24 protein-coding genes are annotated in these 24,384 nt (G+C 60.3%); 13 read left to right on the forward strand and 11 right to left on the reverse strand.

What is annotated here, in order from left to right; translation table 11 throughout:
- Nucleotides 1-21: 21 nt before the first annotated feature.
- A complete protein-coding gene (locus tag BMX59_RS02155; RefSeq protein ID WP_093119670.1) occupies nt 22-1,287 on the reverse strand; it encodes a CynX/NimT family MFS transporter in 1,266 nt (421 codons plus the stop codon).
- Nucleotides 1,277-1,936, reverse strand: a complete 660-nt coding sequence (locus tag BMX59_RS02160) for a FadR/GntR family transcriptional regulator (protein WP_071488592.1) — start codon at nt 1,934-1,936, stop codon at nt 1,277-1,279. The genes BMX59_RS02155 and BMX59_RS02160 overlap by 11 nt, the downstream gene beginning before the upstream one ends.
- 158 nt (nt 1,937-2,094) lie before the next feature.
- Here BMX59_RS02160 and BMX59_RS02165 point away from each other — a divergent pair, with 158 nt between their 5' ends.
- Both BMX59_RS02165 and BMX59_RS02170 read left to right on the forward strand, forming a co-directional pair.
- Nucleotides 2,095-2,406, forward strand: a complete 312-nt coding sequence (locus BMX59_RS02165) for a type II toxin-antitoxin system MqsR family toxin (RefSeq protein ID WP_092240871.1) — start codon at nt 2,095-2,097, stop codon at nt 2,404-2,406.
- Complete coding sequence (locus BMX59_RS02170; RefSeq protein WP_093119674.1) at nt 2,403-2,885, forward strand: type II toxin-antitoxin system MqsA family antitoxin; 483 nt, start codon at nt 2,403-2,405, stop codon at nt 2,883-2,885. Before BMX59_RS02165 ends, BMX59_RS02170 begins: the two co-directional genes overlap by 4 nt.
- 52 nt (nt 2,886-2,937) lie before the next feature.
- On the opposite strand, the gene BMX59_RS02175 is transcribed toward BMX59_RS02170, so the two are convergent.
- From BMX59_RS02175 to BMX59_RS02190, 4 genes are all read right to left on the reverse strand, one after another.
- A complete protein-coding gene (locus tag BMX59_RS02175) occupies nt 2,938-3,702 on the reverse strand; it encodes an amino acid ABC transporter ATP-binding protein (protein WP_003171943.1) in 765 nt (254 codons plus the stop codon).
- Between the two features lie 11 nt (nt 3,703-3,713).
- The gene (locus tag BMX59_RS02180; RefSeq protein ID WP_058422897.1) at nt 3,714-4,811 is read right to left on the reverse strand and encodes an amino acid ABC transporter permease; all 1,098 of its coding nucleotides are present in this window, start codon (nt 4,809-4,811) and stop codon (nt 3,714-3,716) included.
- 10 nt (nt 4,812-4,821) lie between these two features.
- The gene (locus BMX59_RS02185; protein ID WP_058422898.1) at nt 4,822-6,003 is read right to left on the reverse strand and encodes an amino acid ABC transporter permease; all 1,182 of its coding nucleotides are present in this window, start codon (nt 6,001-6,003) and stop codon (nt 4,822-4,824) included.
- A gap of 72 nt (nt 6,004-6,075) precedes the next feature.
- The gene (locus BMX59_RS02190) at nt 6,076-7,107 is read right to left on the reverse strand and encodes an amino acid ABC transporter substrate-binding protein (protein WP_071488588.1); all 1,032 of its coding nucleotides are present in this window, start codon (nt 7,105-7,107) and stop codon (nt 6,076-6,078) included.
- A gap of 346 nt (nt 7,108-7,453) precedes the next feature.
- Here BMX59_RS02190 and BMX59_RS02195 point away from each other — a divergent pair, with 346 nt between their 5' ends.
- Entirely contained in the window at nt 7,454-8,110 is a 657-nt protein-coding gene (locus tag BMX59_RS02195) for an alpha/beta hydrolase (RefSeq protein WP_093119677.1), read from the forward strand.
- A 96-nt stretch (nt 8,111-8,206) separates the two neighbouring features.
- Nucleotides 8,207-9,676 carry an ATP-dependent RNA helicase RhlB gene (gene rhlB, locus BMX59_RS02200; protein ID WP_165447910.1) on the forward strand — a complete coding sequence of 490 codons (1,470 nt, stop codon included), beginning with the start codon at nt 8,207-8,209 and terminating at the stop codon, nt 9,674-9,676.
- Between the two features lie 127 nt (nt 9,677-9,803).
- Here rhlB and moaE read toward each other — a convergent pair whose 3' ends face one another.
- The 3 genes from moaE to moaC are packed head-to-tail and all read right to left on the reverse strand — an operon-like array spanning nt 9,804 to nt 10,971.
- Entirely contained in the window at nt 9,804-10,256 is a 453-nt protein-coding gene (gene moaE / locus BMX59_RS02205; protein WP_092240865.1) for a molybdopterin synthase catalytic subunit MoaE, read from the reverse strand.
- A 2-nt stretch (nt 10,257-10,258) separates the two neighbouring features.
- Entirely contained in the window at nt 10,259-10,501 is a 243-nt protein-coding gene (gene moaD, locus BMX59_RS02210) for a molybdopterin converting factor subunit 1 (protein WP_071488584.1), read from the reverse strand.
- Complete coding sequence (gene moaC / locus BMX59_RS02215) at nt 10,498-10,971, reverse strand: cyclic pyranopterin monophosphate synthase MoaC (RefSeq protein ID WP_071488583.1); 474 nt, start codon at nt 10,969-10,971, stop codon at nt 10,498-10,500. The genes moaD and moaC overlap by 4 nt, the downstream gene beginning before the upstream one ends.
- A gap of 189 nt (nt 10,972-11,160) precedes the next feature.
- On the opposite strand from moaC, the gene BMX59_RS02220 reads away from it, so the two are divergent.
- The 6 genes from BMX59_RS02220 (at nt 11,161) to ribD (ending at nt 17,037) form a co-directional block, all read left to right on the forward strand.
- Nucleotides 11,161-11,607: a DMT family transporter gene (locus BMX59_RS02220; RefSeq protein WP_071488582.1), complete on the forward strand. Its 447-nt coding sequence runs from the start codon at nt 11,161-11,163 to the stop codon at nt 11,605-11,607.
- A 92-nt stretch (nt 11,608-11,699) separates the two neighbouring features.
- Complete coding sequence (locus tag BMX59_RS02225) at nt 11,700-12,446, forward strand: class I SAM-dependent methyltransferase (RefSeq protein ID WP_093119681.1); 747 nt, start codon at nt 11,700-11,702, stop codon at nt 12,444-12,446.
- 63 nt (nt 12,447-12,509) lie between these two features.
- Complete coding sequence (locus BMX59_RS02230) at nt 12,510-13,517, forward strand: formylglycine-generating enzyme family protein (protein WP_092240863.1); 1,008 nt, start codon at nt 12,510-12,512, stop codon at nt 13,515-13,517.
- A gap of 58 nt (nt 13,518-13,575) precedes the next feature.
- Complete coding sequence (gene ribA / locus BMX59_RS02235; RefSeq protein ID WP_071488579.1) at nt 13,576-14,190, forward strand: GTP cyclohydrolase II; 615 nt, start codon at nt 13,576-13,578, stop codon at nt 14,188-14,190.
- A gap of 40 nt (nt 14,191-14,230) precedes the next feature.
- Nucleotides 14,231-15,934 (forward strand): WD40 repeat domain-containing protein, encoded by a 1,704-nt coding sequence (locus tag BMX59_RS02240; RefSeq protein ID WP_093119687.1) that lies wholly within the window; start codon nt 14,231-14,233, stop codon nt 15,932-15,934.
- A complete protein-coding gene (gene ribD, locus BMX59_RS02245) occupies nt 15,931-17,037 on the forward strand; it encodes a bifunctional diaminohydroxyphosphoribosylaminopyrimidine deaminase/5-amino-6-(5-phosphoribosylamino)uracil reductase RibD (protein ID WP_092240859.1) in 1,107 nt (368 codons plus the stop codon). The genes BMX59_RS02240 and ribD overlap by 4 nt, the downstream gene beginning before the upstream one ends.
- On the opposite strand, the gene BMX59_RS02250 is transcribed toward ribD, so the two are convergent.
- On the reverse strand, nt 17,016-17,942 hold the full coding sequence (locus BMX59_RS02250; RefSeq protein ID WP_071488576.1) for a LysR family transcriptional regulator: 927 nt from the start codon (nt 17,940-17,942) through the stop codon (nt 17,016-17,018). The genes ribD and BMX59_RS02250 overlap by 22 nt on opposite strands.
- 47 nt (nt 17,943-17,989) lie before the next feature.
- Here BMX59_RS02250 and BMX59_RS02255 point away from each other — a divergent pair, with 47 nt between their 5' ends.
- The 3 genes from BMX59_RS02255 to BMX59_RS02265 are packed head-to-tail and all read left to right on the forward strand — an operon-like array spanning nt 17,990 to nt 22,637.
- Nucleotides 17,990-18,403 carry a VOC family protein gene (locus BMX59_RS02255; protein ID WP_093119694.1) on the forward strand — a complete coding sequence of 138 codons (414 nt, stop codon included), beginning with the start codon at nt 17,990-17,992 and terminating at the stop codon, nt 18,401-18,403.
- Between the two features lie 23 nt (nt 18,404-18,426).
- Nucleotides 18,427-19,578 carry an efflux RND transporter periplasmic adaptor subunit gene (locus BMX59_RS02260; RefSeq protein WP_093119696.1) on the forward strand — a complete coding sequence of 384 codons (1,152 nt, stop codon included), beginning with the start codon at nt 18,427-18,429 and terminating at the stop codon, nt 19,576-19,578.
- On the forward strand, nt 19,575-22,637 hold the full coding sequence (locus BMX59_RS02265) for a MexW/MexI family multidrug efflux RND transporter permease subunit (protein ID WP_093119698.1): 3,063 nt from the start codon (nt 19,575-19,577) through the stop codon (nt 22,635-22,637). The genes BMX59_RS02260 and BMX59_RS02265 overlap by 4 nt, the downstream gene beginning before the upstream one ends.
- Nucleotides 22,638-22,688: 51 nt before the next feature.
- On the opposite strand, the gene BMX59_RS02270 is transcribed toward BMX59_RS02265, so the two are convergent.
- A complete protein-coding gene (locus BMX59_RS02270; RefSeq protein WP_005785025.1) occupies nt 22,689-24,083 on the reverse strand; it encodes a PhoH family protein in 1,395 nt (464 codons plus the stop codon).
- Between the last annotated feature and the right edge of the window lie 301 nt (nt 24,084-24,384).

A 24,384-nucleotide genomic window follows, 5' to 3' on the forward strand; every position in this document is an offset into this window, starting at 1 on the left:
GCGTTACCTCGAGGCCGCGGATCAAACCCGCTCGCTGAGCACGCCCACATAGCGTGCTCGGCCGGCGCCGAGACCTGTGATGATGGCCCCCAGGCCGATCACAGCGAACACCCAGCCGGTGGCGCCCCAGCCGCCGGTCCAGTCATGCAGCACACCCACCGCCAATGGCCCCATGGACGCCAGTGTGTAGCCAAAGCCTTGCGCCATGCTCGACAGGTTGGCAGCCACGTGGGAATCCCGCGAGCGCAACACGATCAAGGTCAGCGCCAGGCTGAAGGTGCCGCCCTGGCCCAGGCCCAGCAGGATCGCCCAGCCCCACAGGCCGTCGAGCGGTGCGTACAGGCAACCGAACAGGCCGCCGAGGGTGAACAGCATCACCACCACAATCGCCAGCCGTTGATCCTTGCCCCGCGTCGCCAACCACGGTGCCGCCAGCGAGCTGAACAGCTGCACGATGATCGAACCCGAGAGCGCCAACCCGGCCTCAGTGGCGCTCAGGCCACGGCCGATCAGAATCGACGGCAACCAGCCGAACACGATATAGGCCAAGGACGATTGCAGGCCCATGTACAACGTCACCTGCCAGGCCAGCCGGTCGCGCAGCAAGCCCTTCACGCGATAGGCCACGTGGTGCGCACCGTGCTTGTGCCCGACCTGCGGCAACCAGACCAGTGCCGCTACCAATGCCGGCAAGACCCAGAACCCCAGGCCGATGCTCCAGCTGTCGCCGAAGTAATGACTCAGGGGCACCGAAGCGCCGGCTGCCAATGCCGCCCCCAGGCACAGGGCCATGGTGTAGACGCCGGTCATGGTGCCCGCCTGCCGGGGGAAATCACGCTTGACGATCCCCGGCAACAGTACGCCGATGATGCCGATACTCGCTCCGGCGATCAGGCTGCCGACGAACAGCCCGGCTTCGCCAAATGAACTGCGCAGGATGATGCCGGCAGCCAGGGTCAGGAGGATGCCCAGCACCACCCGTTCGGCGCCGAAGCGGCGCGCCAGCAACGGAGCGGTCGGCGCGAACAGGCCCAGGCACAACACCGGCAACGTGGTCAGCAGACCGGCCCGGGCTGCCGACAGCCCCAGGCTGGCGGAGACCTCGGCCAGCAGGGGCGCCATGCTCGACAGTGCCGGACGCAGGTTCAGTGCCACCAGCACCAGGCCCAAAAGCAACAGCCATGGGCGGCTTACCAACGGTGGCGTGTGCTGCACCACCTCGTCATCGGCTTCGGCGTCGATCAGCAGTTCTTCGAATTCGGTTTTGCGCTGGGTTTCAAGGCTCATTGATCAACTGCCGGCAGAGGGATTTGGCGCGTTCAGGGTTTTGCTGTTCCACGGCGTCGAGCAAGGCTGTGTGCAGGTCGAACACCGCTTGGCGACGCGGTGAAATGTTCAGGGTCTGGCGCAACTGGGCGGCAACGATGCGCGAGAAATACTGGTACAGCTCGCTGAGTGCCGGATTGTGCGCGGCGTCCACCAGGTGCTTGTGGAACACCAGGTCAGCGCTGATATAGGCCTCAAGGTCGCCGTGATACAGCTTGCCACTGGTGTCAAGGGCTTCGCGCAAGGCGATGAGGTCTTGTTCGGTACGACGCATGGCGGCCAACCCGATGGCTTCCACTTCAAGAATCTGCCGCGTCTCCTGCGCCTGCTCCAGGGTGCAGTGGGATAGCGCCCGCATCGTGCCCAGCGGATCGGTCATCGAGCGCAGGTAACTGCCATCGCCCTGGCGGATTTCAATCAAGCCGGAGAACGCCAATACGCGCATGGCCTCGCGCACGGTATTGCGGCTGATACCCAATTCGGCGGACAGCTCGGGCTCGGTGGGCAGGCGTTCACCGATGGCCCACCGGCCTTCGGTGATGCGCAGGCGCAACTGCTCCAGGGCCTGGTCGACCAGGGAGCGTTTGATCAAAGGGGCTATGTCTGTCATGGGCTCCGCGCTTTCGTCCAATCATAGGATGAATTTTCCTACAGCCTATTCGGACTTGCCTACAAAGGCAACGCACTACGGTTCTTAGGCAGGTAAAGGAGCAGTATTTTCGATTGGTAAAATTACCCTTTGAGGGTAATTATGGACTTAGGTGTCTTATGGAAAAGTACACACCTCATTACGATTTGGCGGTGATAAAGGCGGATGTGAGGCGGCTGGGAGACCAGGCATTTACCTCAACGGCCAAGGCCACAGGAAGGAAACTCGGCTTCGCAATCCATGAGATGAAGGAGGTCGTTTATCAATTGCAAACCAGGATGTTGTACAAATCAATGACTACCTATGCAGACCATCGGGTATGGCAGGACGTGTACCACATCAGTTCACACGGCATGGAGATCTACATAAAGGTGACTTACTGCCCAGGCGGTAATCCCCCGGTCATCTCCTTCAAGGAGTGCAACTCATGAAAACCCGACAATGCTATATATGCGGTACACCCGACGGAATGACCCGGTTCGAGGGCCGAAGCGAAACCCTTAGTGTCAAAGGCATGGAACGTCGTGTCGATGACCTTTCTGGCTGGGAATGCCATGCATGCAGCGACAGCGTGTATGACCCTGATAGTTCAGAGCGCCATGCGAAAGCCGGTGATGAACTCATTCACGCCGCGCGAAAAATGATCGGCACCGAGATGAAACGCATCCGACGCAAACTGCACCTTACACAGAAGGAAGCAGTGGAACTGCTATCGGGAGGCGGTCACAACGCTTTTTCACGCTACGAGCGCGGCGAGCTTCTGCCCCCCAAACCCCTGGTGCTGCTGATGCGACTATTGGATCGCTACCCACACCTGCTGGCCGATGCGAGGGCGTTGGCCGAGGGTACTGATATGCGCGGATTCAACCACACCATCAATACCGATCAGGAAGCGCTCAAGGCCTCCTAGACAGGCAAAAACAAACCCGGCGCCAGGCCGGGTTTATCGTTTCAAGCATCGATCAATGCAGGATCTGGCTCAGGAACAACTTGGTCCGATCATTCTGCGGGTTGTCGAAGAAGTCATTCGGCGCCGCCTGTTCCACGATCTCCCCCTTGTCCATGAAGATCACGCGGTTGGCCACGGTGCGCGCAAAGCCCATTTCGTGGGTCACGCACAGCATGGTCATGCCGTCTTCGGCGAGGCCGATCATGGTGTCCAGGACCTCTTTCACCATTTCCGGGTCGAGTGCCGAAGTCGGCTCGTCGAACAGCATGATCTTGGGCTTCATGCACAACGCACGGGCGATCGCCACGCGCTGCTGTTGGCCGCCGGACAGTTGTCCCGGAAACTTGTGCGCCTGCTCCGGGATGCGCACGCGCTCCAGGTAGTGCATGGCGATTTCCTCGGCCTTGCGCTTGGGCATCTTGCGCACCCACATTGGCGCCAGCGTGCAGTTCTGCAGGATGGTCAGGTGTGGGAACAGGTTGAAATGCTGGAACACCATGCCGACTTCGCGGCGGATCGCTTCGATCTGCTTGAGGTCGTTGGTCAACTCCACGCCATCGACCACGATGCGACCCTGCTGGTGCTCTTCCAGGCGGTTGAGGCAGCGGATGGTGGTGGACTTGCCCGAACCCGACGGGCCGCACAGCACGATACGCTCGCCCTGCTTGACGTTGAGGTTGATGTCTTTCAACACGTGGAACTGGCCGTACCACTTGTTGACGCCCTGCATCTGGATAATGCCTTCAGGGCTCACAGGCTGTTTGATCGCTTCGCTCATAACAACAACTCCTAACGCTTGTGGCCTGTGTCGAGCTTGTGTTCCAAATGAATGGAATAGCGCGACATACCAAAACAGAAAATCCAGAACACCAGGGCCGCGAACACGTAGCCTTCGGTGGCCATGCCCAGCCATTTAGGATCGGCGGCGGCTTGCTTGACGCTGTTGAGCAGGTCGAACAGGCCGATGATGATTACAAGGCTCGTGTCCTTGAACAGCGCGATGAACGTGTTGACGATGCCGGGAATCACCAGCTTCAGGGCTTGCGGCAGAATCACCAGGCCCATGCTGCGCCAGTAACCCAGGCCCATCGCTGCAGCCGCTTCGTACTGACCTTTGGGAATCGCCTGCAAGCCACCGCGCACCACCTCGGCCACGTAGGCCGACTGGAACAGGATCACGCCGATCAACGCCCGCAGCAGCTTGTCGATGCCCATGCCTTCGGGCAGGAACAACGGCAGCATCACCGAGGACATGAACAGCACGGTGATCAACGGCACGCCGCGCCAGAATTCGATGAAGGTCACGCAGACCACCCGAATCGCCGGCATGTTCGAGCGTCGCCCCAACGCCAGCATGATGCCCAGCGGCAAGGCACCGGCGATGCCGACGGTGGCGATCACCAGGGTCAGCATCAGCCCGCCCCATTGGCTGGTCGCCACGTTGGTCAGGCCGAAGATGCCGCCATGCAACAGGAAGTAGGCGATGATCGGGTACAGCACCAAAAAGCTCAGGCCGTAGATCGCCTTGCGTTGGAAACGCGAGATGAACAGTGGCGCCACGCCAACGATGGCCAGCCACACGGTCAGGTCCACGCGCCAGCGCAGGTCGCCGGGGTAGTAGCCGTACATGAACTGCCCGAAGCGCTGTTGGATAAACACCCAGCAGGCGCCCTCCTTGGTGCAATCGGCCCGCGTGGTGCCGACCCAGTTGGCATCCAGGATCGCCCAATGCAGGATCGGCGGTACCACCAGGTAGATCAGGTAAAACGCCAACAGGGTCAGCAGGGTGTTGAGCCAGCTGGAAAACAGGTTGGCGCGCATCCATGCCATCGGGCCGAACACTTTGTTCGGCGGCGGCATATCCGGTTTGAATGTATGCGTAGTCATGCTGGTTTCCTCACCGCTCGATCAGCGCAATGCGCTTGTTGTACCAGTTCATCAGCAGGGAAATGCTGATGCTGATCGCCAGGTACACGCTCATGGTGATGGCAATGACTTCGATGGCCTGGCCGGTCTGGTTGAGCACCGTGCCGGCAAACAGCGAGACCATTTCCGGGTAACCGATACCGGCGGCCAGGGACGAGTTCTTCGCCAGGTTCAGGTATTGGCTGGTCAGCGGCGGAATGATCACCCGCAGCGCCTGCGGGATGATGACCTTGCGCAGCGTCGGCCCAGGGCGCAGGCCAAGGGAGCGCGCGGCTTCGGTCTGGCCATGGCTGACGGACTTGATGCCCGAACGCACGATCTCGGCAATAAACGCTGCCGTGTAGACGGTCAGCGCCAGGGTCAGTGCCAGCAGTTCAGGGATGAGTACCCAGCCACCGACAAAGTTGAAGCCTTGCAACTTGGGCATTTCCCAATGCAGCGGCGCGCCGAAGATCAAGGCGCACAACGCCGGGATCACGATGAACAGCGCCAGGCCCGCCCAGAACTTGTGGAACGGTACGCCGGTGGCTTCGAAACGTTTGTTGGCCCAACGCGCCATCAGCACGATTGCCACGATGGCGACAACGATACTGACCACAAACGGCCAGAATCCGTCAGCGGCAATCGCTGCCGGCATGTTCAGGCCACGGCTGCTGACAAAGAAGGTGTCACCGAAGTTATGACTGTTACGCGGCCCCGGCATGGTCAGGAACACCGCGAAGTACCAGAACAGGATTTGCAGCAGCGGCGGAATGTTGCGGAACACTTCCACATACACGGTCGCCAGCTTGTTGATCATCCAGTTCGGTGACAGCCGCGCCACGCCGATGATGAACCCCAGCAAGGTCGCCAGGATCACGCCGATAAAGGTCACCAGCAAGGTGTTGAGCAAGCCGATCACGAAGACCCGGGCATAGCTGTCCGATTCGGTGTAGTCGATCAAATGCTGCGCGATGCCGAAGCCGGCACTGCGTTCAAGAAAGTCGAAACCCGAGGTAATGCCCCGGTGCTGAAGGTTGGTCTGGGTGTTGTTGAAGAGGTACCAGCCCAGCGAGACCACCGCCACTATCGTGATGATCTGGAAGAGCCACGCACGCACTTTAGGGTCGCTGAAGCTGAGCTTCTGCTTGGGTGCGCCGATTTGATTTTGCATGAAGTGCCCCGGAAATAATGGAACAGAACATCACCCGGCGGTTGGCCCACCGGGTGACAGAACCATCAGCGATCAGCGCACAGGTGGTGCGTATTGAATGCCGCCAGCGTTCCACAGCGCGTTCAGGCCACGGTCGATTTCCAGCGGGGTGCTCTTGCCCAGGTTGCGCTCGAACACTTCACCGTAGTTACCGACTTGCTTGACGATCTGTACAACCCAGTCTTTCTTCACTTTCAGGTCTTTGCCGTATTCGCCGTCAGCACCGAGCAGACGCGCAACGTCCGGGTTCTTGGTGGACTTGGCTTCAGCTTCGACGTTTTTGGAGGTGATGCCGGCTTCTTCAGCGTTGAGCATGGCGTAGCCAACCCAGCGCACGATGGCCAGCCACTCGTCGTCGCCATTACGCACGACCGGGCCCAGTGGTTCCTTGGAAATGGTTTCCGGCAGAACAACGTAGTCCTTCGGTGAGGCCAGCTTGCTGCGCTGGGCGAACAGCTGGGACTTGTCGGAGGTCAGTACGTCGCAACGCCCGGATTCCAGCGACTTGGCGCTTTCATCGGAAGTGTCGAAGGTGATCGGCGTGTATTTCAGGCCGTTGCCACGGAAGTAGTCGGAAACGTTCAGCTCGGTGGTGGTACCGGCCTGGATGCAGATGGTTGCACCGTCCAGTTCCTTGGCACTTTTCACGCCCAGCTTGTTGTTTACCAGGAAGCCGATGCCGTCGTAGTAAGTGATGAAGCCTGGGAATTTCAGGCCCATGCCGGCGTCGCGGGAGCTGGTCATGGTGGTGTTACGGGACAGAATGTCGACTTCGCCGGATTGAAGCGCGGTGAAACGCTCCTTGGCATTCAACTGGCTGAATTTGACCTTGGTCGCGTCGCCGAAAACGGCAGCGGCCACAGCGCGGCAAAAGTCGGCGTCAATCCCGAGGATCTTGCCGCTGGCATCCGGTACCGAGAAACCCGGCAGGCCGTCACTCACGCCACACTGCACAAAGCCTTTTTTCTGCACGGCGTCCAGCGTGGCGCCCGCCTGGGCGAAACCACTGACACCCAGTACAGCCGCCGCAGTCACGATGGCCAGGGTGGATTTCAATACCTTCATTCAAACCTCCAGTTTGCTCTTGTTGTGTCGGAGCTCGAACCTCAGCGCACCCTTATGAGGCGATATCGACCCGTGTTGGCTTTTTTTAGGGTCAAGCGGCATGAAGTTGTCGCAGTAATTCCAGTTGCTATCCCACAAGCGGCAGTCACTGATAGTGTTACCGTCCCGGGATAGCGCTGACATCGTTCAACACATAGCAAGCGCCGTACCAGAGTGCCGGCTGAGTCGTTCCAGCCCCCGGTCAAGAGAAAAAGATTCAACCGTGCGACATCTTCTTAACAGATCAACCCATCGCGCACCGTTCCGTCGCACTTAATCGGAGCGCACGCACATTAATGGAGCAGACATGACCGAACCCTTGATTCTTCAGCCCGCCAAGCCCGCAGACGCCTGCGTTATCTGGTTGCATGGCCTGGGTGCCGATCGCTATGACTTCCTGCCAGTGGCCGAGGCGCTGCAGGAAAGCCTGCTGACCACGCGTTTCGTTTTGCCCCAGGCACCGACCCGGCCGGTGACGATCAATGGTGGCTACGAGATGCCAAGCTGGTACGACATCAAAGCCATGAGCCCGGCCCGTTCCATCAGCCTGGAAGAGCTGGAAGTCTCGGCAAAAATGGTTACGGATTTGATCGAGGCACAGAAGAGAACCGGAATAGACGCTTCGCGGATTTTCCTCGCCGGTTTTTCCCAGGGTGGCGCCGTGGTCTTTCACACCGCTTTCCTGAATTGGGAAGGCCCCTTGGGTGGCGTGATTGCCCTCTCCACCTATGCCCCCACGTTCAGCGAAGAGTTGGAATTGTCCGCCAGCCAGCAGCGCATTCCCGCGCTGTGCCTGCACGGCCAGTACGACGACGTGGTGCAGAACGCCATGGGCCGCAGCGCCTACGAGCATTTGAAGAGCCGTGGTGTCACCGTGACATGGCAGGAATACCCAATGGGCCACGAAGTGTTACCCGAGGAGATACGCGATATCGGTGCCTGGTTGACCGCTCGCCTGGGCTGAACACCAGCGTTTATGTAGCCGTATGACAGACGCACTACGCCGCGCCCGATTCTTGCATTACACTGGCCGGCGTACATTCCTTAACCAATTAATGAGATCACCGTGCTCAAAGCACTCAAGAAGATGTTCGGCAAAAGCGAGGCTGAGCCGCTCGCGCCTGATTCCAGTGCTCCTGCCCCGACAGCCGGCAGCCGCAATGACGGCAGACAGCCCGACCGGACCGCACCCGCCGCCCAGCCGAAGAAGCCGACGGTGACCCCACCTGAACAGGCCAGACCGGTCGAACCCGTTGCCGCACCGGTGGCACCAAAACCGCGCCGTGAACGTGCGCCAAAACCGCCGGTAATTCCATGGAAACTCGAAGACTTTGTCGTCGAACCCCAGGAAGGCAAGACCCGCTTCCATGATTTCAAGCTGGCCCCGGAACTGATGCACGCCATCCAGGACCTTGGTTTTCCGTACTGCACGCCGATCCAGGCGCAGGTGCTGGGCTTTACCCTGGCCGGCAAAGACGCCATCGGCCGCGCCCAGACCGGCACCGGCAAGACCGCCGCGTTCCTGATCTCGATCATCACCCAGTTGCTGCAGACGCCACCGCCCAAAGAGCGCTATATGGGTGAACCGCGCGCGCTGATCATCGCCCCGACCCGGGAGCTGGTGGTACAGATCGCCAAGGACGCCGCCGACCTGACCAAGTACACCGGCCTCAACGTCATGACGTTCGTGGGCGGCATGGACTTCGACAAGCAGCTCAAGCACCTCGAAGCCCGTCACTGCGACATCCTGGTGGCCACCCCTGGCCGTCTGCTGGACTTCAACCAGCGCGGCGACGTGCACCTGGACATGGTCGAAGTGATGGTGCTGGACGAAGCCGACCGCATGCTCGACATGGGTTTCATCCCACAAGTGCGCCAGATCATTCGCCAGACCCCGCCGAAATCCGAGCGTCAGACCCTGCTGTTCTCCGCGACCTTCACCGAAGACGTGATGAACCTCGCCAAGCAATGGACCACAGACCCGTCCATCGTCGAGATCGAAGCGGAAAACGTCGCCAGCGAGAACGTCGAGCAACACATCTACGCGGTAGCCGGCGCCGATAAGTACAAGCTGCTCTACAACCTGGTCAACGACAACGGCTGGGAACGCGTGATGGTGTTCGCCAACCGCAAGGACGAGGTGCGCCGGATCGAAGAACGCCTGGTGCGTGACGGTGTGAACGCCGCGCAACTGTCGGGCGACGTGCCACAGCACAAGCGCATCAAGACCCTGGAAGGCTTCCGCGAAGGCAAGATCCGTGTGCTGGTGGCCACCGACGTGGCCGGGCGTGGGATTCACATCGACGGCATCAGCCATGTGATCAACTTCACCCTGCCGGAAGTGCCGGATGACTACGTGCACCGCATTGGCCGCACCGGCCGTGCCGGGGCGGCGGGTGTGTCGATCAGCTTTGCCGGGGAAGATGATTCGTATCAGCTGCCGTCGATCGAGGCGTTGCTGGGGCGCAAGATCAGCTGTGAGACGCCGCCGACGCACCTGTTGCGCGCCGTTGAACGCAAGCGTCCGTAAGCTGGAATGCAGTGAAAACTGTGGGAGGGGGCTTGCCCCCGATAGCGATGGCACATCTAACATCTCTGTTGGCTGACCCACTGCAATCGGGGGCAAGCCCCCTCCCACATTTGGTGCTGTGTTTGGCCTAAGACTTCCAGCGATCCGCGGCGGCGTGGTCGCTGTGGCGCCCTTCCACCCAACGCGGCCCCTCGCTGGTATTTTCCTTCTTCCAGAACGGCGCCCGCGTCTTCAGGTAATCCATCACAAACGCGCAGGCATCAAACGCCGCCTGGCGATGGGCACTGGCCGCCCCGACAAACACAATCGGCTCGCCAGGTTCCAGCGCGCCAATGCGGTGCAGCACTTCCAGCTTGAGCAACGGCCAGCGCTGCTCGGCTTCCACAGCGATCTTGGCCAGGGCCTTTTCGGTCATGCCGGGGTAGTGCTCCAGGAACATTCCCGCGACATCCAGACCGTCATTGAAATCGCGTACATAGCCAACAAAACTCACCACCGCGCCCACGCCAACATTGGCCGCATGCATCGCGTTGACTTCAGCACCGGGATCAAACGCCTGGACCTGCACACGAATGGCCATGCTCAGCCTCCGGTCACGGGTGGGAAGAATGCTACTTCGTCACCTGCCTGCACCGGCTCATCAAGGCCGCACATCTCTTCGTTGCGCGCACACATCAGGCTGGTTTCGTTGAGCACTGCAAACTCCGGGTCACTGGCCAGCGCCAGACGCACCGCATCGACAGTGGCGAAGTCGCCCTCCATCTCCAACGAATCAAAACCCACCGCTTCGGCGTAACGCGCAAAAAACAATACGTTGATGCTCATGCCTGGTCCGCCTTGAAATGCCCGCTTTTGCCGCCGAGTTTTTCCAGCAGGCGAATACTTTCGATGGTCATGCCACGGTCCACCGCCTTGCACATGTCGTAGATCGTCAGCGCCGCGACGCTGGCAGCAGTAAGGGCTTCCATCTCCACGCCGGTCTGGCCGGAGAGTTTGCAGCGCGCCACGATACGCACCAAGTCTGCACCCTCGGCGCTCAGTTCGACCTTGACACCCGTCAACATCAACGGATGGCAGAGGGGAATCAGGTCACTGGTTTTTTTCGCGGCCTGGATCCCGGCAATGCGGGCCACGGCAAACACGTCGCCCTTGGGGTGGGCGCCGTCGACAATCATTTGCAGGGTCTCGGGCAGCATGCGCACACGCGCTTCGGCCACCGCCTCACGGAACGTCACGGACTTGTCGGTGACGTCGACCATATGGGCGCGACCTTGGGAATCGAGATGAGTCAGCACAGGGATACTCCTGATCAGGAGCAGCGATTGTAAACCCGTCGGTCAAGATTGCGCACACCTGATTCCCCGTCCCTGAATCACCAGTAGCCAATGCTCGATCAGTGCGACGAATACACCCCATCAGAACAAAGAATTGGCGCCAACAATCCAAGCACCGTAAAACTTGAAAAAAAACGGAATGCCCACTTCATGACCTTACTGTATTTCATCCTGCTCAGTTTATTCGCCGGTTTTGCAGTGCCCTTGCAGGCAGGCACCAACGCAAAACTGGGTAACCTGCTAGGCCATCCTTTATGGGCCACGGCAGTATCTCTATTGGTCAGCCTGGTTGTACTCATTGTTGTCATTATTGCAGTCAAGGCGCCTCGCCCCAATCTTGCCGCCGTGCAAGACGGCCCCTGGTGGATTTGGATGGGCGGTGTTGCCGGCGTTTTTTATATTACCGTAGCCTTATTGATGGCGCCTCGACTCGGCGCCCTCAACTTCATCATGGCGGTATTGATCGGACAACTTATCGTTTCAATTGCGATTGACTATTTTGGCTTATTGGGCTTTCCCAAACAGTCTCTCAACATTAATAAACTGGTCGGCGTACTTGTCGTCATAGGAGGATTCCTTATTACCACTCGCACTTGATTCACGCCTAACAGGGTCACCAAAAACAGAAGACTTCTTCATGTTCCCAGTCAGGGATTGACGACAGCTATTAACTTTAAAAAGGTGAGGCAATGACCACTCAAACTGCAACGGCAACTTACGACGCCATCGGCGAACGCTTCGAAGCTTTCACGGACAGCGCCTCGCAGCGCTCGGTGGAAACCGCAACCTTCTTCAGTATGGTTGGTAATCCCCAGGGCAAATCCGTACTGGACCTGGCCTGCGGTTTCGGTTTCTTCGGACGCGAGTTGTATCGCCAAGGTGCCAGCAAAGTGGTTGGCGTGGACATCTCCGCCTCCATGATTGAACTGGCCCGTCAAGAGTCGGCGCGCAACAAGGAGCCGATCGAGTACCACGTCAGCGATATCTGCGATCTGGGCATTCTCGGCAAGTTCGACCTGATCACCGCCGCCTGGCTGTTCAACTATGCCGATTCGCCAGAAAAACTGGACAAGATGTTCCAGGTCGTCGCCAAGAACCTCGCCCCAGGTGGACGGGTCGTGGCTTACACGGTAGAGCCAACCTTTCAATTGAAACGTGGCAACTTCACCAAATACGGCGTGCACGTACTCACCGAAGAACCCCATGAAGGCGGCTTTCGCCACCACGCCGAATTCGTCACCACACCGCCCAGCGCCTTCACCTTCCATCGCTGGAGCCGCGAACGCTATGAGCTGGCGATCATGAAAGCCGGCTTCTCCCGCCTGCAGTGGCAAAAACCGATTATTTCCGAGGCCGAGCGGGCCAAGCACCCCAAGGGCTACTGGGATGACTTCGAACGCAACTGCCTGCAAACCGGGCTGATCTGCACTCTCTGAAGGCCGGGCACGTACGCCTGGGTGTACGTGCCTTTTCTCCCAAGCAGTAGGAAAACGAGCGTTATGACTTCCAAGGGTTTCAACCATTGGCCCGTGTTCGACGGCCCCCTGACCGCCGAAATGACAGACCGTTTCTTGATGGGCCTGCCTGAGCATTTCCACGAAGCCGTCAACCTCAAGTTGCCGCTGGCAGCCTGGCGCCTGGTGTCGGAAGAGACCAGCGAACAGTTGGCCGACCGCGTCGAAAACCCTGTCTCGCCGCTGGCCTGGCGCTATGCCGCCGCCCAACTGCTGGCACTGACCCATGACCCCAGGCTCGATGTACTCAACCCCACGATGATTCAAATCAGCGCAGGCACCGTCGAGATCGGTCTGGCCGAATCGGCGGTCGACCAGGTGATGCATGACATGCGCGGCCTGGGCCTGGATCGGGACTGGATCGCCAAGGAAGTCCCTCGTCATCGCGTCCACCTGCGGCCATACGCCATCGGTAAATATCCGGTAACCAACCTCGAATACCGAGCCTTTCTCGAAGCCAACACACAGGCACGGATTCCCGAAAGCTGGGCCTTCGGACAGTACCCTCACGCACGCGCCAACCATCCGGTCTACGGGATCACTGCCGATGACGCCGACGCCTACGCTGCCTGGCTCAGCGAAGCCAGTGGCCGCAGCTTCCGCCTGCCCACCGAGGCTGAATGGGAATACGCCGCCGCCGGCCCGGAAAACCTCGAATATCCCTGGGGAAATACCTTCCTGCCCGAGCGTGCCAACACCGCCGAACTGGGCCTGTTCGACACCACTCCGGTCGGCTTCCTGGTCGAGGGTGCTTCGCCATTTGGCTGTCTGGACATGGCCGGTAATGTCGAAGAATTCGTCGCTGACGACTACGCCCCCTACCCCGGCGGCACCGCCATCACCGACGACCTCGTCACTGTGGTTGGCACCCACCGCATCGCCCGTGGTGGCAGCTTCACGCGGTTTCGCGACCTGACCCGCAATTGCCGGCGTCACGGCAAGTATCCGCGACAGATTTACGTAATGGGCTTTCGCCTCGCACAAACCCTGTAATCCCTCTTCTGTACCAAAACAATAACGCGTTGATCATTCAAGCACGGAAGGAACCGCCATGAACCGCCTAAGCGTACGCAACCATGTTGATATCCCCCTGGACGACCATTCCAACCCTGGAACTTTCTACACGTTCAGTGGGTTGGACACGGCACACGAACATATCGTGATAAAGCTTGGCCCCGCCAATCCCATCAGCCCGTTGGTGCGTATTCATTCCGAATGCCTGACCGGCGATGTATTCAGTTCACAGCGCTGTGACTGCGGCCCGCAATTAAACGAGTCGATCCTGCGCATGCAGGAAGTGGGTGGCTATCTTATCTACCTGCGCCAAGAAGGCCGCGGCATCGGCTTATATGCAAAGTTGGACGCCTACCGCCTGCAGGATTCTGGCATGGACACGTTCGAAGCCAATACTCATCTGAACTTTCCGGAAGATGATCGCGACTTTTCCATGGCCGCAGGCATGTTGAAAGCGCTGAACATCAAACATTGCCAATTGATCACCAATAACCCGGACAAAGTTCAGGCCCTGGTGGATAACGGCATTGTAGTGGACAACGTTATTCCGACCGGTGTGTTTGTCACCCGACATAACACTCATTACCTGCAAGCGAAAGTCGATAAGAAAAATCACGTGATCAACCTGATGAAACAACCGAAGCGCGCCTGAACACTTTCTTTCGCCCACACTACATTAAGGATGATGACGCATGAGACACTTTGGCCCTATTAGCGGTATCGCAACATTCAACGATACTTACGTTGCAACCGCCGGTTATGACAACCAGGTTATTTTGTGGGATGCAAAAACCAAGACGCCGATCCAGCGCGTGCTCCACGACCACCTGGCCAACCAATGTGCGTTCAACGCCAGCGGCACCCTGCTGGTCAGTGCCAGCAGCGACTACACCGCCCGCGTCTGGGAAATCCCTTCGCTGCGCTTGAAAAGCGTGCTGGTGGGTCACGATGACGACATCGAAATGGCTGCCTTCTCACCGGATGGCCAGACCATCGCCACCTGCTCGCGGGACCACAGCATCCGCCTGTTCGACCTCAGCGGGCGAACCCTGCGGATCCTCAGCGGTCACGATGCCGACGTGATTTCGGTGTGCTGGGCCGCCGATGGCAAGACCCTGGTTTCCAGCAGCGATGACGGTTCGATCCGCCGTTGGGACGCTGCCAGCGGCGAACAACTGGACCTGATCGACCTGGGCGGCGTCGAAACCGACACCGTCGCCCTGTCCCGTGAGGGCATCATTTTCGCCGGTGACGACGAAGGCAAAATCTCCGTGATCAGCAGCAGCGGCACCTACCTGCAAGCTGCCCATGCCGCCGGCATCAAGCGCATCGTATGGAACGACGCGCAGCGCCTGCTGGTCAGCCTCAGCTACGACCGTTGCGTCATGCTGTGGGAGCTGACGCCCGACAACCAACTGGTAAAAACCGCCCAGACTTCACTGCCAAGCATCATCTGGCCACGCAGCTGTGCATTGCTGGGCAACCATCGCATCGCCTTCGTGACCTTCGGCTCCACCTACGCCACCTGGGATTTCATCACTCAGGAATGGGACGTGGGCGGCATCGAGCCGGCCATCAGCTTGAACGCCGTCACGGTGGTCGGCGACGACATCTACAGCATCGGTGATGCCGGCATCCTGCAGATCAATGGCCAGCCCAGCACCAAGGCCGGCAGTCTGTGCAACTTCCTGCTGCCCTTCGGCGACAGCGTGTTGACCGGCGGCCAGATGGGCACGGTGTTCGACGCCAAGACCGGCGACGTCATCTACCAGCACCGCTCACCGCTCAACTGCGGCACCGCCTTCGAAAAAGATGGCCAGTTGCACGCCGCAATCGGTACGTACACTGGCGAAGCCTTGATCTTCAATCTGGAAAACCAGCAGCCGCGTTTCCTGCGCGAAGTGCGCATGCACGAGAACGCCATCAAGGGCATCGCCGCCGATGAACAGTACCTGTTCAGCGTATGCGCGACAGCGGCCGCAGCGTTCTTCCGGATCGAAGACTTCGAGCTGGAAACCTACCTGGACAAGGCCCACGACCGTATTTCCAACGGCTGCACGCAGATCCAGGGCGGCTTTGCCAGTATCGGTCGCGACCTCAAGCTGCGCCTGTGGCAAGCCGGCAACAGCGAGGTGTATGACACACCTCATAGCCACTCGATCAAGTGCATTGCCATCTCCAAGGACCGCCAGATGATCGCCACCGGCAGCTACGGCGGCACCGTGGCCGTGTTCGACCTGGCCAAGCGCAAATGGGCAAAGGTGGAGAAGATCACCGCCAGCGGTATTTCATGCCTGACCCATGACGCCGAAGGCAGTGGCTTCCTGGCCAGCGCCTACGACGGGCGTATCTACCCGATCACCGCCCACGCTGTGGCAGGGCAACGCCGCCCATGACCCACTTCAGCGAAATCGACTTTCAACATATGCATCATGCATTGTCGTTGGCCGAGCGCGGCAGTCACTCCACCTGGCCCAATCCACGGGTCGGGTGCGTCATCGCCCACGGTGCACACATCGTGGGCGAGGGCTGGCATCGGCGTGCGGGCGGTCCGCACGCCGAGGTCTTCGCCCTTCGCCAGGCCGGTGCCCTGGCCAAGGGCGCCACGGCCTATGTGACGCTGGAACCCTGCAGCCATGTCGGGCGCACCGGTGCCTGTCACCAGGCGCTGATCGAGGCTGGCGTGGCGTGTGTGGTCGTTGCCCATGAAGACCCGTTCGAGCAGGTCGACGGTCGTGGGATCGCCGAACTGCGCGACGCCGGGATCGAGGTTCGCGTGGGCTTGCTCAATGCGGTCGCCCGCGAGTTGAACCGTGGCTTCCTGTCCTCGGTCAAGCGCCAGCGGCCGTGGGTGCAACTGAAGATGGGCATGAGCCTGGATGGCCGCACCGCGCTGAACAACGGGCGCTCGCAATGGATCACCGGCGCCAGGGCGCGCGCCGATGTGCAGTATTGGCGAGCGCGCAGTGCAGCGATCCTCACCGGCAGCGGCACGGTGCTGGCCGACAACCCCTCATTGACCGTACGCGAGATGGCATCCGCCGAAGCCATCGCGCCGCTGCGGGTGATCCTCGACAGCCAGGCGCGGGTGCCGGGTACCGCGAGGGTGTTCGACGACCAGGCGCCAAGCCTGCATGTGGTGCACGAGCAACATCTGCCGCCAGGCGCCAACGCCGAGCGCTTGCTCGGCCTGCCGGGCAACCAGAATGGCCTCGACCTGCATGCCTTGATGGTCCATCTGAGCCAGCGCGGCTTGCATGATGTGATGGTCGAGGCCGGGCCGACCCTGGCCGGCAACCTGCTGCGCGCCGGGCTGGTGGATGAGCTGTTGCTGTACGTCGCGCCGCGCCTGCTCGGCGACCTCGCACGGCCGCTGGTGCATTTGCCGGAGCTGGAAAACCTCACCCATTCCCTGGACTTCACCCTGTACGAAGTGACCCAGTTGGGCCAGGACTTGCGATTACGCCTGCGCCCCGATCAGTCGACCTGCACGGTATGAGCTACCACTTGCTTGACCTGTTCGCGCAACCACGCATGTGCCGGATCGTCACAGAATCGCTGGTGCCAGATCTGCACAAAGGGAAAGCGCGGAATGCTGAACGGTGGCGGCAATTGCACCAGGTCCGGGTTGAGCAACGTGTCTTCCAGCGTGCGGGTGGCCACGGTAAGGATCAGGTCGGTGTTGTGCAACAGGCTCGGCGCCGTACGCCAGTGCGGCACGCTGACGGCGATGCGACGACGCAAACCTTCGGCACGCAACAGGCTATCGACTTCACCATTGGCACCTCCGTCCATGGACACCTGGATATGCGGGCGCTCCAGGTAGCTCTCCAGATCCAGCATGCCGTCCTTGGACAGGGTCCGCCGGTCGAGCAGGCAGGAAAACGTTTCCTCGAACAACACTTCCATCGACACATCGGGCGTCAGGCTGGGGAACACCCCCAGCGCCAGGTCGATCTTGCCCTGCGCCACTTGCTCGAACATCGCATGCCGGCTGCCCTGGGTCACCACCAGCGTGGTGTTCGGCGCCTCGCTGCGCAGTCGCACCAGCAACTTGGGCAGGATAATCGCCGCGCCGTAGTCCGACATCGCCAATTGAAAGGTGCGTTGGGAACTGGCCGCGTCGAAGTCGATGGATTTGCCGAACAGTGTTTCGATCTGGCTGAGGATGTCGCGCAACGGCACCTGGATATTCTGCGCCAGCGCGCTGAGCACCACTTCGTTACCCTCGCGGATCAGGATCGGATCGTCGAGCAGCACCCGCAACTTACTCAAGGAGTGACTGATGGCCGGCTGGCTCAAATGCAGTCGCGCACCGGTGCGGGTGACGTGTTTTTCAGTCAGCAGTGCATCGAGCACCACCAACAGATTCAAATCGATATTGCGCAGTAGGACCGTGACCATGCTGTGAATTCCATCTCAGGGAGCAACCTTCAACAAGGAGCAAAACCATGCCTCAACTCAAACGAATCATTGAGACCGCGCTGTACGTAGACGACCTCGACCGCGCCAAAGCGTTTTACGCCCGGCACCTGGAGCTTGAGACGATGGTCGAGAGCAACGTACTCGTCGCGTTAAACGTCGGTCAGCAGAATACTCTCTTGCTATTCAAACGGGGCGCCTCTCTTCAAACCAAATACTTGAGCGGCGGCGAGATCCCTCCCCATGACGCCAACGGGCGCATTCATATCTGCTTTGCCATCGACGCCGACGACCTGCCGACCTGGGAGGCGCGCCTGGACAACGCGAACATAACCATCGAGGGGCGCACCCACTGGCCCAAAGGTGGATCGAGCATCTATTTCCGCGATCCGGATGAGAACCTCGTCGAACTACTGACGCCGGGCTGCTGGCCCATTTACTGATTGCCGCTCAAGGAATGAAGCTTATGTCACACGTCAGTCGATCCGGACGTGCCGTCTCACGAACCAGCGTGGCGCTGTTGATCGCCGTGGTTGTCCTCATTGCGTTGGCGTGGGCATTGTGGCGCTGGAGCCATCCGGCTGCCGCGGCCTACGCGCCTGCGCCGATCAAAGTCGCGGTGGCGCCGGTCAGCGACGCCCCCTTCACCCGCTACCTGGAAGCCATCGGTGAGCTGGAAGCCGTGCAGCAGGTGAGCGTACCCGCCGAAGTCGGCGGACGTGTGGTGCAGTTGCCAGTGGAATCCGGCCAGCGCGTCGAGCGCGACCAAGTGCTGGTCAGGCTCAACGATGCTCCCCAACGCGGCAACCTGATGCGCCTGCAGGGTGAGTTGGAAAATGCCAAGGTCAAACTGGAACGCTCGCGCACCCTGGTCAAGGTGAACGCCACGTCCCGCGAAGCCTTCGACAATGCCCAGACCGAATACACCACCGCCCAAGGCGCCCTGCAGGAACTGAAGGCGCAGATCGACCAATTGACCATACGTGCACCGTTCGCCGGCACTCTCGGGATCCGCAAGGTTCACCTGGGCCAATTTGTGAACCCCGGCGACAGCCTGATCAACCTGGTCGGCGACAAGGGCCTGTACGTGAACTTCAGCGTGCCGGAGCAAGCCCTGGCCCAACTGAAGGTCGGCAATACCCTGGATGTGCAACTCGATGCCCTGCCGGGGCAACGCTTCAGCGCACGTATCAGCAGTATCGACCCGTTCCTCGACCGCTCGCGCACCCTGAGCGTCCAGGCGCTACTGCAGGCCCCCACCGACGGCGCCCTGCCGCGCATGTTCGCCAAAGTGCGCCTGCCGCAGTCACTGCCCGGCAATACCTTGAGCGTGCCGGAAACCGCCATCACCTATAACGCCTACGGCGAAGATGTCTTCGTGGTGCAGCCATCGACCGATGCCAATACCCCACCCGTCGTCCGCCGCGTATTGGTCAAGACCAGCGAGCGGCGCAATGGCCGCGTAGTGATCGATGCGGGTCTGAATCCGGGTGACCGAGTGGTGATTTCCGGGCAGATCAAACTCAGTGACGGTGCCGCTATCGAGCCCCTCGAACGTACGGTGTTGAACGACGCCAACTCGTCCTCGGGGATGACCATGGCCGGAGAAAACCCGTGAAATTCACCGACCTGTTCGTACGTCGCCCAGTGCTGGCCCTGGTGGTCAGCCTGCTGATCGTACTGGCCGGGCTCAAGGCCTACCTCGACCTGCCTGTGCGCCAATACCCGCTGTTGGAAAGCTCGGTGATCAGCGTGACCACCGATTACCCCGGCGCGCCCGCCGAGCTGATGCAAGGCTTTGTGACCCAACCGATCAACCAGTCGCTGGCCTCGGTGGAAGGCGTGGACTATGTCAGTTCCTCATCGGTGCAGGGCCGCAGCCAGATCACCCTGCGCATGGCACTCAACCAGGACTCGGCCAAGGCGTTGAGCGATGTGATTGCCAAGGTCAACCAGGTCAAATACCGCCTGCCTGAACAGGCCTATGACCCGGTGATCGAACGTTCCGCCGGCGATGCGACAGCAGTGGCATACGTGGGGTTTTCCAGTGATTCGCTGTCGGCCTCGGCCTTGAGCGATTACCTGAGCCGCGTGGTACAGCCGTTGTTTTCCACGATCGACGGCGTGGCCAAGGTCGAGACCTTCGGCGGCCAGCGCCTGGCCATGCGCCTGTGGCTCGACCCGCAACGCATGGCAGGCCACGGCATCAGTGCCGCCCAGGTGGAACAGGCGATCCGCGACAACAACTTCCAGGCAGCACCGGGGCAGATCAAGGGCCACTATGTGATCTCCTCGATCCAGGTCAACACCGACCTGAGCAGCCTCGATGAGTTTCGCAACATGGTCATCCGCAACAACGGCGACCACCTGCTGCGCCTGCGCGATATCGCGACCGTCGAGCTGGGTTCGGCAGCCTACGAAACCAGTGCGTTGATGGACGCCAGGCCCGCAGTGCACCTGGGCCTCTATGCGACACCCAAGGGCAACCCGCTGTTGATCGTCGCCGACATCAAGCGCCTGCTGCCGAACATCGAGAAAACCCTGCCGCCTGGGGTCAAGGTGGCGCTGGCGTTCGAGACCGCGCACTTTATCGAAGCCTCGATTATCGAAGTCATCGAAACGCTGATCGAGGCCATCCTGATCGTGGTGGTGATCATCTACCTGTGCCTGGGCTCGGTGCGCAGCGTGATCATCCCCATCGTCAGTATTCCATTGTCGATGCTCGGCGCCCTGGGCTTGATGACGTTGTTCGGCTTCAGCATCAACCTGCTGACGCTGCTCGCAATGGTGTTGGCGATCGGCCTGGTGGTGGATGACGCGATTGTGGTGATGGAGAACATCCACCGGCATGTCAAGGAAGGCCGCAGCGCGCTGCAGGCTGCCTTGTTCGGCGCGCGCGAGATCGCTTCCCCGGTGATCGCCATGACCATCACCCTGGCGGCGGTGTACATGCCCATCGGCCTGATGAACGGCCTGACAGGCGCGCTGTTCAAGGAGTTCGCCCTGACCCTGGCCGGCGCCGTGCTGGTCTCCGGGGTGATCGCCCTGACCCTGACCCCGGTCATGTGCGCCAAGCTGCTACCGGGCCAGGAGCATGAAGGCACCATGAGCCGCCTGGCCGAGCGCTTCTTCCACCGCCTGGCACGCCTGTATCAGCGTGCGTTGCTGGGCTCGCTGCGCAAGCGCGGGCTGATCCTGTTGTTCGGCGCCGTGGTGCTGCTCAGCCTGCCCTGGCTGTATGGCCATGCCAGCAAGGAATTGGCGCCCAACGAAGACCAAGGCAACCTGCTGCTGGCGATCAAGTCACCGCAGCACGCCAACCTGGATTATGTAGAGCGCTACGCCTATCAGTTGAGCGGGATTCTCGGCCACTTGCCGGAGACCGTGAGCACCTGGATCATCAACGGCAATGACGGTGTCGCCGCGAGTTTTGCCGGGGTGAACTTCACCGAATGGTCGCAGCGTCAGCGCAGCGCAGCGACAATCCAGGCCGAGCTGCAACAAAGCGTCGATGCCGTGGAAGGCAACTCGATCTTCGTGTTCCAGTTGCCGCCACTGCCCGCCTCCACCGGTGGCTTGCCGGTGCAAATGGTGATGCGCAGCACAGAAGACTACCGCTCGCTGTACCAGGCCATGGAGGCGCTGAAAACCCAGGCGCGGGCCAGCGGGCTGTTTGCGGTGGTCGACAGTGACCTGGCGTTCAATAACCCGGTGACCCAAGTGCGCATCGACCGCAGCAAGGCCAACAGCCTGGGGATTCGCATGCAAGACATCGGCAGCACGCTGGCGGTGTTGATCGGTGAGAACTACACCAACCGGTTCGCCCTGCAAGGCCGCTCCTACGATGTGATCCCCCAGAGCCAGGCCTCGCGACGCCTCACGCCCCAGGACCTGAATGGCTTCTACGTCGACACCGACACCGGCCAGCAGGTGCCGCTGTCCACCGTGGTGAGCCTGCACAACGTGATCGAGCCGAACAAGCTCAAGCAGTTCAACCAGCAGAACAGCGCGACCTTCCAGGGTATTCCCGCGCCCGGCGTCAGCCTTGGCCAGGCAGTGGCCTTTTTGCAGGAACACAGCCGCCAGTTGCCCGCCAGTTTCAGCCATGACTGGCAGGCCGATTCGCGGCAGTTCATCCACGAGGGCAATGCGCTGATGCTGACCTTCCTGTTCGCGCTGATCGTGATCTACATGGTGCTGGCCGCGCAGTATGAAAGCCTGACCGACCCGCTGATCATCCTGATCACGGTGCCGCTGTCGATCTGCGGCGCGTTGATTCCCCTGGCGCTGGGGCTGGCGACCATCAATATCTACACGCAGATCGGCCTCGTCACCCTGATCGGTCTGATCAGCAAGCACGGGATCCTGATGGTCGAGTTCGCCAACGAGCTGCAGGTGCTGTACCGCTGCACCCCGGCCCAGGCGATCATGCGCGCGGCACGCATTCGGCTGCGGCCGATCCTGATGACCACGGCGGCCATGGTGGTGGGCCTGGTGCCGATGCTGTTCTCGTCAGGTGCCGGCGCCGGCAGCCGCTTCGGGTTGGGACTGGTGATCGTGATCGGCATGCTGGTGGGCACGCTGTTTACCTTGTTTGTACTGCCGTCGGTGTACACCCTGCTTTCCAGGGCACATAAACCGGCAATCGATTGGGCACAGGTCGAGCAGTCGGCCTGAACACAAAAAACGGGCGTCCCATGGGACGCCCGTTTTAGTCAGTGCCGAGGGTCAGAGATGGGATTCGGCGTATTCGGCCAGGATCGAACGTGGAACACCCTGCAGCGCAATGTGTACGCCGTTCGGGAAATCCTTGAAGCGTTCAGTCAGGTACGTCAGCCCGGAGCTGGTCGCGGACAGGTAAGGGGTGTCGATCTGTGCCAGGTTGCCCAGGCACACCACTTTGGAACCGGCGCCGGCACGGGTGATGATGGTTTTCATCTGGTGCGGCGTGAGGTTCTGGCATTCATCGATCAGGATCAGGCTCTGCTGGAAGCTGCGACCTCGGATGTAGTTGAGAGATTTGAACTGCAACGGCACTTTGCTGAGGATGTAGTCGACACTGCCATGGGTGTTTTCATCATCCATGTGCAAGGCCTCGAGGTTGTCGGTGATCGCCCCCAGCCACGGCTCCATTTTTTCCGCTTCGGTGCCGGGCAGGAAACCGATCTCCTGGTCCAGGCCCTGCACGCTGCGGGTGGCGATGATGCGGCGATAGCGTTTGGTCACCATGGTCTGCTCGATGGCGGCAGCCAGGGCGAGAATGGTTTTCCCCGAGCCTGCGGCGCCGGTCAGGTTGACCAGGTGGATGTCCGGATCGAGCAGCGCGTACAGCGCCAGGCTCTGGTAGATATCACGCGGTTTCAGGCCCCAAGCCTCCTGGTGCAACAGGGGTTCCTGATGCAGGTCGAGGATCAGCAACTTGTCGACCTGGATCTCTTTGATCCAGCCCACGAAGCCCTGTTCGTCGACGATGAACTCATTGATATGTACGGCCGGCAGGTTATCGATCAACTGCACCTGGTGCCAGGTACGGCCATGGTCCTGACGGGTTTCGACCTTGCTGACGCGGTCCCAGAACGAGCCAGTCATCATGTGATAACCACGGGACAGCATCGACACGTCGTCGACCAGTTGGTCGGTACTGTAGTCCTCGGCCGCGATCCCACACGCTCGGGCCTTGAGGCGCATATTGATGTCTTTGGTCACCAGCACTACGCGCAGGTCCTTGTCACGGGCGTGCAGGTCGATCAATTGGTTGATGATCTTGTTGTCGTTCAGGTTTTCCGGCAGCAGGCTGTTGGGCTCGCTGCGCTTGCTCATCAGAATCGACAGCAAGCCCTTGGGTCCGCTTTTGCCACGCTGGATCGGCACGCCGACTTCGACATCTTCTGGCGAAGCTTCGCCCAATGTCTTGTCGATCAGGCGGATGGCCTGGCGGCATTCGGCGGCCACGCTGTGGTGCCCGCTTTTGAGTTTATCGAGCTCCTCAAGCACGATCATCGGGATGGCGACGTGGTGTTCTTCGAAGTTGAGCAGTGCGTTTGGATCGTGGATCAATACGTTGGTATCAAGCACATAAAGGATTGGCTGGTCGGAAGAAGGGTTACGTCCATGATCATCCATACTCGGTCACCTTTGTGGGAGCCAGTCGACGCAATACCTGGGCGGTGCTGCGCCTCGATTCGACCACCGACTGCACCTGAGTGACGTCAAGCGCAGTGCCCACATGAGGAGTCTTGGAAGACGCCACCTGTGTTGCAGGTTTCGGCGATCTGACTTCGTAATACCGCAAAACGTGTGACAGGAAAAAGCACTTTGACGCTTTTTTGAAGTTTATTTTTCAGGATGACGAATAGCACTAGCCGAGTGCCACTTACCCCGCTAAAGTCGGAAGTCCGCCTGCATCGAAATGTCGCACAAAATT

This window comes from Pseudomonas sp. NFR09, assembly GCF_900111535.1.
Lineage (GTDB): Bacteria > Pseudomonadota > Gammaproteobacteria > Pseudomonadales > Pseudomonadaceae > Aquipseudomonas > Aquipseudomonas extremorientalis.

What these genes read in the sequence shown, in the direction of transcription:
- BMX59_RS02155 (WP_093119670.1), bottom strand. Translation starts at nt 1,287, where the DNA reads ATGAGCCTTGAAACCCAGCGCAAAACCGAATTCGAAGAACTGCTGATC.
- BMX59_RS02160 (WP_071488592.1), bottom strand. Translation starts at nt 1,936, where the DNA reads ATGACAGACATAGCCCCTTTGATCAAACGCTCCCTGGTCGACCAGGCC.
- BMX59_RS02165 (WP_092240871.1), top strand. Translation starts at nt 2,095, where the DNA reads ATGGAAAAGTACACACCTCATTACGATTTGGCGGTGATAAAGGCGGAT.
- BMX59_RS02170 (WP_093119674.1), top strand. Translation starts at nt 2,403, where the DNA reads ATGAAAACCCGACAATGCTATATATGCGGTACACCCGACGGAATGACC.
- BMX59_RS02175 (WP_003171943.1), bottom strand. Translation starts at nt 3,702, where the DNA reads ATGAGCGAAGCGATCAAACAGCCTGTGAGCCCTGAAGGCATTATCCAG.
- BMX59_RS02180 (WP_058422897.1), bottom strand. Translation starts at nt 4,811, where the DNA reads ATGACTACGCATACATTCAAACCGGATATGCCGCCGCCGAACAAAGTG.
- BMX59_RS02185 (WP_058422898.1), bottom strand. Translation starts at nt 6,003, where the DNA reads ATGCAAAATCAAATCGGCGCACCCAAGCAGAAGCTCAGCTTCAGCGAC.
- BMX59_RS02190 (WP_071488588.1), bottom strand. Translation starts at nt 7,107, where the DNA reads ATGAAGGTATTGAAATCCACCCTGGCCATCGTGACTGCGGCGGCTGTA.
- BMX59_RS02195 (WP_093119677.1), top strand. Translation starts at nt 7,454, where the DNA reads ATGACCGAACCCTTGATTCTTCAGCCCGCCAAGCCCGCAGACGCCTGC.
- moaE (WP_092240865.1), bottom strand. Translation starts at nt 10,256, where the DNA reads ATGGCCATTCGTGTGCAGGTCCAGGCGTTTGATCCCGGTGCTGAAGTC.
- moaD (WP_071488584.1), bottom strand. Translation starts at nt 10,501, where the DNA reads ATGAGCATCAACGTATTGTTTTTTGCGCGTTACGCCGAAGCGGTGGGT.
- BMX59_RS02220 (WP_071488582.1), top strand. Translation starts at nt 11,161, where the DNA reads ATGACCTTACTGTATTTCATCCTGCTCAGTTTATTCGCCGGTTTTGCA.
- BMX59_RS02225 (WP_093119681.1), top strand. Translation starts at nt 11,700, where the DNA reads ATGACCACTCAAACTGCAACGGCAACTTACGACGCCATCGGCGAACGC.
- BMX59_RS02230 (WP_092240863.1), top strand. Translation starts at nt 12,510, where the DNA reads ATGACTTCCAAGGGTTTCAACCATTGGCCCGTGTTCGACGGCCCCCTG.
- ribA (WP_071488579.1), top strand. Translation starts at nt 13,576, where the DNA reads ATGAACCGCCTAAGCGTACGCAACCATGTTGATATCCCCCTGGACGAC.
- BMX59_RS02240 (WP_093119687.1), top strand. Translation starts at nt 14,231, where the DNA reads ATGAGACACTTTGGCCCTATTAGCGGTATCGCAACATTCAACGATACT.
- ribD (WP_092240859.1), top strand. Translation starts at nt 15,931, where the DNA reads ATGACCCACTTCAGCGAAATCGACTTTCAACATATGCATCATGCATTG.
- BMX59_RS02250 (WP_071488576.1), bottom strand. Translation starts at nt 17,942, where the DNA reads ATGGTCACGGTCCTACTGCGCAATATCGATTTGAATCTGTTGGTGGTG.
- BMX59_RS02255 (WP_093119694.1), top strand. Translation starts at nt 17,990, where the DNA reads ATGCCTCAACTCAAACGAATCATTGAGACCGCGCTGTACGTAGACGAC.
- BMX59_RS02260 (WP_093119696.1), top strand. Translation starts at nt 18,427, where the DNA reads ATGTCACACGTCAGTCGATCCGGACGTGCCGTCTCACGAACCAGCGTG.
- BMX59_RS02270 (WP_005785025.1), bottom strand. Translation starts at nt 24,083, where the DNA reads ATGGATGATCATGGACGTAACCCTTCTTCCGACCAGCCAATCCTTTAT.